Here is a 4892-nt window from a genome sequence, read left to right as displayed (position 1 = left end):
AGAGGGAATGCTATCCATCTCGGAATGGTTGGCAAAATCCTCCAGTGTTTTTACTAAGAGTTGTCAAACAATCCGAAACTGGTTTGGAGAAATAATTAGTTATTTCGAGCGAAGGACAACGAATGGGATGGTCGAGGGAATCAACAATAAACTTAAACTAATAAAACGGAGAGGCTATGGCTTTAGAAACTTTCGGAATTTTTGGGTTAGAAGTATGTTATCTTGGCATCTTGTCTGTTGATTTAGCATAAAGAGTAACGAAGAGCCAAAAATCTCAACTTAGTAAATTTACAAAAATGAGATGTACCACCGAGGAGTTCTCCCTATGGATAGCAACCGATTAATCGAAGAATTAAAAAATCCCGACTTTTATCCTCATTCTGTCAAAATTCCCGTTGAAATTATCCAAACCCATGCTTCAATTATCTTCTTGACAGGAGATTATGCCTATAAAGTCAAGAAACCAGTTAATTATGATTTTTTGAATTTCTCCACTTTAGAAAAGAGAAAATATTATCTAGAACAGGAACTAGAGTTAAATAAAAAAGTTGCCGCCAATATCTATCTGGAAGTTTTGTCAATTAATGAAGAACAGGGTAGCATAAGTTTAAATGGAGAAGGAAAAGTGATAGAATATATTTTAAAAATGAATCAGTTTCCCCAAGAATGTTTACTCAGTAAAATTTTTGAACGGGGAGAACTAACGGAAAAAGCGATCGAGTCTTTGGCTGAAAAAGTGGCACAATTTCATCGGCAAGCTGTGAGTAATTCCTATATTACTCAGTTTGGCAATTTGGAAATTGTTAAACAAGCTTTTGATGAAAACTACCAACAAACCGAGAAATATATTAATTTTGTCCAAACCCAAAAACAATACGATGAAACAAAAGCTTATACAGATAAATTTTTCGCAGAACACCGAGATTGGTTAGAGGAAAGACAAATAAAAGGGATGATTCGCGAATGTCATGGAGACCTACATTTAAATAATATCTGTCAGTGGCAGGGAGAAATACAATTATTTGATCGCATAGAATTTAATGAATCTTTTCGCTTCGTTGATGTCATGTATGATCTTGCTTTTACAGCCATGGATTTAACCGCTAGGGGGAGAGAAGATTTCGCTAATTTATTTGTCAATACTTATTTAGAACAAACCGCTGACTGGGAGGGTTTAAAAGTCTTGCCTCTCTACCTGACTAGACAAGCGTATGTGAGGGCAAAAGTCAATAGTTTTCTGCTTGATGGTGACACTTTTTCTGAGAAAATTAAAGCAGATGCACAGGATTATTATCAATTAGCTTGGCAGTACACACAACCGCAGAAACCGAGATTAATTCTGATGTCGGGATTTTCTGCATCGGGTAAGAGTACCATAGGGAAAGTAATTGCTAAAAATCTTAATGCTATTCAGATTCGTTCCGATGCAGTTCGCAAACATTTGGCTGGAATTGACTTAAATCAAACAGGAAGTCTAGATATATATAGTCTCGAAATGAGTCAAAAAACCTTCGCTAGACTAGCGGAATTAGCCCGAATTTTAATAACTTTAGGTTATCCAGTTATTCTCGATGCACGCTACGATAAATATGCTTGGCGAGAACCCTTATTAACCTATGCCCAAAATTTAAAGATTCCTTTTCATATCGTCCATTGTCACGCACCTATAGAAGTTTTAAAACAACGGATTGCCGCTAGAAAAGGCGATATTTCTGACGCTACTATCGAGGTGTTAAATGCCCAAATTGAGAAAACAGAACCTTTTAATGAAAAGGAACAACCCTATCTAATTTCCCTAGACACTACTAATCCCGATTGGCGAGAATTTTTAGAGAGTCAATTAGGTAAATAGGTTGATATGAATCAATGATATAAAGTAGCAAAAAGGAGAAGCGATTATGAAAACTGTAGTGTTAAATCTAGAGACAGTTAATCTGACCGATGAACAATTTTATCATCTCTGTCAGGCTAATCAAACATGGAATTTAGAACGTAATCAAAAAGGAGAATTATTAATTATGCCTCCCGTGGGTGGAAATACTGGTAAACAAGAAGCTAATTTGATTGTTAAAGTTGGGGTATGGAACGAGCAAACTCAACTTGGTGAGGTGTTTAGTTCTTCGACAATTTTTCGTTTACCAAATGGAGGATATCGTTCTCCTGATGTTGCTTGGATAAAACGGGAGAGATGGGAAGCTTTGAGCGCAGAAGAGCGAGAAAAGTTCCCACCTTTATGTCCCGATTTTGTGATTGAATTACGTTCTCGTACCGATTCCTTAACCTCTTTACGCGAAAAGATGCGCGAATATTTAGCCAGTGGTTTACGTTTGGGTTGGTTGATTAATCCTCAACAGCAGCAGGTGGAAATCTACCGACTAAATAGCGATGTGGAAATTATTAATTTACCTGCTACTTTATCTGGGGAAGATGTCTTACCCAGGTTTGTTTTGCATTTAACCTAGGAAGGATTACAGGGAATAACAAAGGGAATGACACCGAATCAGGCTATCTCTATTTTGTCAAGACATTTCCAGAAAAGCGATCGATTGTCAGCTTGGAGGTGTATAATCTCTTAAAAGCCAGTATCAAGCTACAAAGTTCTCAATATCCCCCAAAAAAAACATCAGGATTTCAGGAACAGATGCTCTAGCTACTTCTTCAAAGAAAGAAGAAACTCTCAGCCATAACATTGATATTTGTCAATAATGTCCCCTAAAATTTTCAATCATCACTTTACTCCTCTTAAATCCCTCTCTCTGGGATTATTTCTCCTACAAGCTTTCACTCCCCTTACCCTAGCGTCCCCCCCGCGAGAACCAGATCAAAGCGTCGGCTGTGATATTCTGGTGGTGGGTGGTGGTTTAGCCGGTGCTGGTGCAGCCTACGAAGCTTTATTATTAGGAAAAACCGTCTGTTTAACCGAGATTACCGACTGGGTGGGGGGACAGATATCTTCTCAGGGAACCTCCGCATTAGATGAAAGACGCACACAAAGAGAAAAATTATTTTTCCCGAAAGGTTATCTAGAATTTAGGGAAAGAATTAGAAAGCATTACGGCAAACAAAACCCCGGGGAATGTTGGGTAAGTGGGTCTTGTTTTTTCCCTTTTGACGGACATAAATTATTATTTCAACAGTTAGAAGACGCTGCCAAAAAAGGTAAAGGAACCCTGAAATGGTTTCCCTCCACGGTAGTCAAGGAATTAAATATTGAAACTTTACCCAATCGCGGCACCGGTCAACAGATTACCAGTGTAATTGCTATTCAACATAGTCCCGCAAAAGGTACTCCTCCCCTAAATACCGAGTTTTTATCGCAAAAAATGGCGGATATCTATCGCTACGAAAATTCTCCCCGTTTTGATAAGAAAATCCTCCGTTTTGTCCCCAAATCCTCCCAACCGAATCAATTAGCAGATTGGTATGTGATTGAAGCGACCGAAACCGGGGAAATAATCGGATTATCAGATATTCCCTACCGTTTAGGTGTCGATAAGCGCAGTTATCTCGAACCTTCTTCCTCTAGCGTCACTGGAGACCCCTACTGTACCCAAGGCTTTACCTATACCTTCGCCATGGAGGAAACAGAAAAACCCCAAACCCACGAGAAACCCGTTTATTACGAACGCTATGCCCCCTATTTTAGCTATGAACTGCCGCGATTAGCCGATTTTGACCTGGTTTTCACCTATCGTCGTATTTGGAGTCCACAACTGGGTAAAGAGAAAACCTTTGGGGGAATTACTTTTACCGAACCCGTCCCGGGGGATATCTCCATGCAGAATTGGACCTGGGGAAATGATTATCGTCCGGGGACTGCCAAGGATAACTTTATCTACACCCGTGAACAGTTGCAAGAGTTAGGACAGTTATCTCCCGGGGGATGGATGGGAGGATTACGCACCGAAACCCTCGCAAGGGGCGAAGAACACGCCATTTCCTACTATTATTGGCTAGTAGAAGGAACCACCGATTCCCAGTTAGGAGACGGGGTAAAAGTTCCCCATTTGAATAACCGTTATCTGTCCGGTTTTGATTCTCCCATGGGAACTGCTCACGGTTTGTCAAAATATCCCTATATTCGGGAAGCAAGACGGATTATCGGTCGTCCTTCCCTGACTTTCCCCGCTGGTTTTACCGTCACAGAAATCGATATTTCCCGACAAAATTTTCAAAGCGATTTCTATCGTCAAAATCTTTCGCCAGCAGAATATCGGCGCTTAATTGCCACCTTGGCAGGATTAGAGGGATTTTCCGTACTTGATGGCACATTATCCCCCGACAAGGCCGTTAAACGCAAGCGCTCGACTATTTACCCCGATTCCGTCGGTATCGGTCACTATGCGATTGATTTTCATCCCTGCATGACGGAACATCCCCCCGAAAAACCGGGTAATACAGAAAAAGCAGGAGAAAGACAGGGACAGGGCCAAGCTTATCCTTTTGAGATACCTTTAAGGGCTATAATTCCCCAAAAAATCGATAATTTACTGATAGCGGGTAAAAGTATCGCTCTCAGTCATATTGCCGCGGCCGCCTATCGTGTCCATTCCTTCGAGTGGTCCTCTGGGGTAGCTGCTGGCATCACGGCAGTGTATGCTTTAGATAATAATGTACTGCCCTATCAATTAGTAGAAAGTGATTTTCTCATCGGGAATAAACAACTGCGAGAATTACGGCAAAAAATCGACGCTAGTGGTAATCCAACTATGTTCCCCGATGCCTCAATTTTCCGGTCGACAGATAATTGGTATTAATTAGGGTTGGCTCTTCGTTACTTGTTATGGTTCGATAGGGGGGCATAAATCAACAAAATCTTTATCTGGTAAGGGATTTAATTGATTAGTTCGCTTTAGATAAAAAACAATTGACAAAAATCGCCCAATGTCTTT

Annotated in this window: 4 protein-coding genes; all 4 read left to right on the top strand. The window is 40.4% G+C overall.

The features are described from left to right. The coding region (locus IQ224_RS21620; RefSeq protein ID WP_194032842.1) for a transposase at window positions 1–241 on the top strand (241 nt) is incomplete at its 5' end. A gap of 84 nt (window positions 242–325) precedes the next feature. Further along, entirely contained in the window at window positions 326–1852 is a 1527-nt protein-coding gene (locus IQ224_RS21615) for a bifunctional aminoglycoside phosphotransferase/ATP-binding protein (RefSeq protein WP_002742827.1), read from the top strand. 46 nt (window positions 1853–1898) lie between these two features. Beyond that, a complete protein-coding gene (locus IQ224_RS21610) occupies window positions 1899–2462 on the top strand; it encodes a Uma2 family endonuclease (RefSeq protein ID WP_002742828.1) in 564 nt (187 codons plus the stop codon). 243 nt (window positions 2463–2705) lie between these two features. Beyond that, window positions 2706–4757 carry an FAD-dependent oxidoreductase gene (locus IQ224_RS21605; RefSeq protein WP_002742830.1) on the top strand — a complete coding sequence of 684 codons (2052 nt, stop codon included), beginning with the start codon at window positions 2706–2708 and terminating at the stop codon, window positions 4755–4757. The last annotated feature ends 135 nt before the right edge of the window (window positions 4758–4892 follow it).

This window comes from Microcystis sp. LEGE 00066 (assembly GCF_015207925.1).
GTDB classification, from domain to species: Bacteria; Cyanobacteriota; Cyanobacteriia; order Cyanobacteriales; family Microcystaceae; genus Microcystis; species Microcystis ichthyoblabe_A.
Note: the sequence above shows the minus strand (reverse complement) of the source record. Positions and strands in the feature narration are given on the sequence as shown.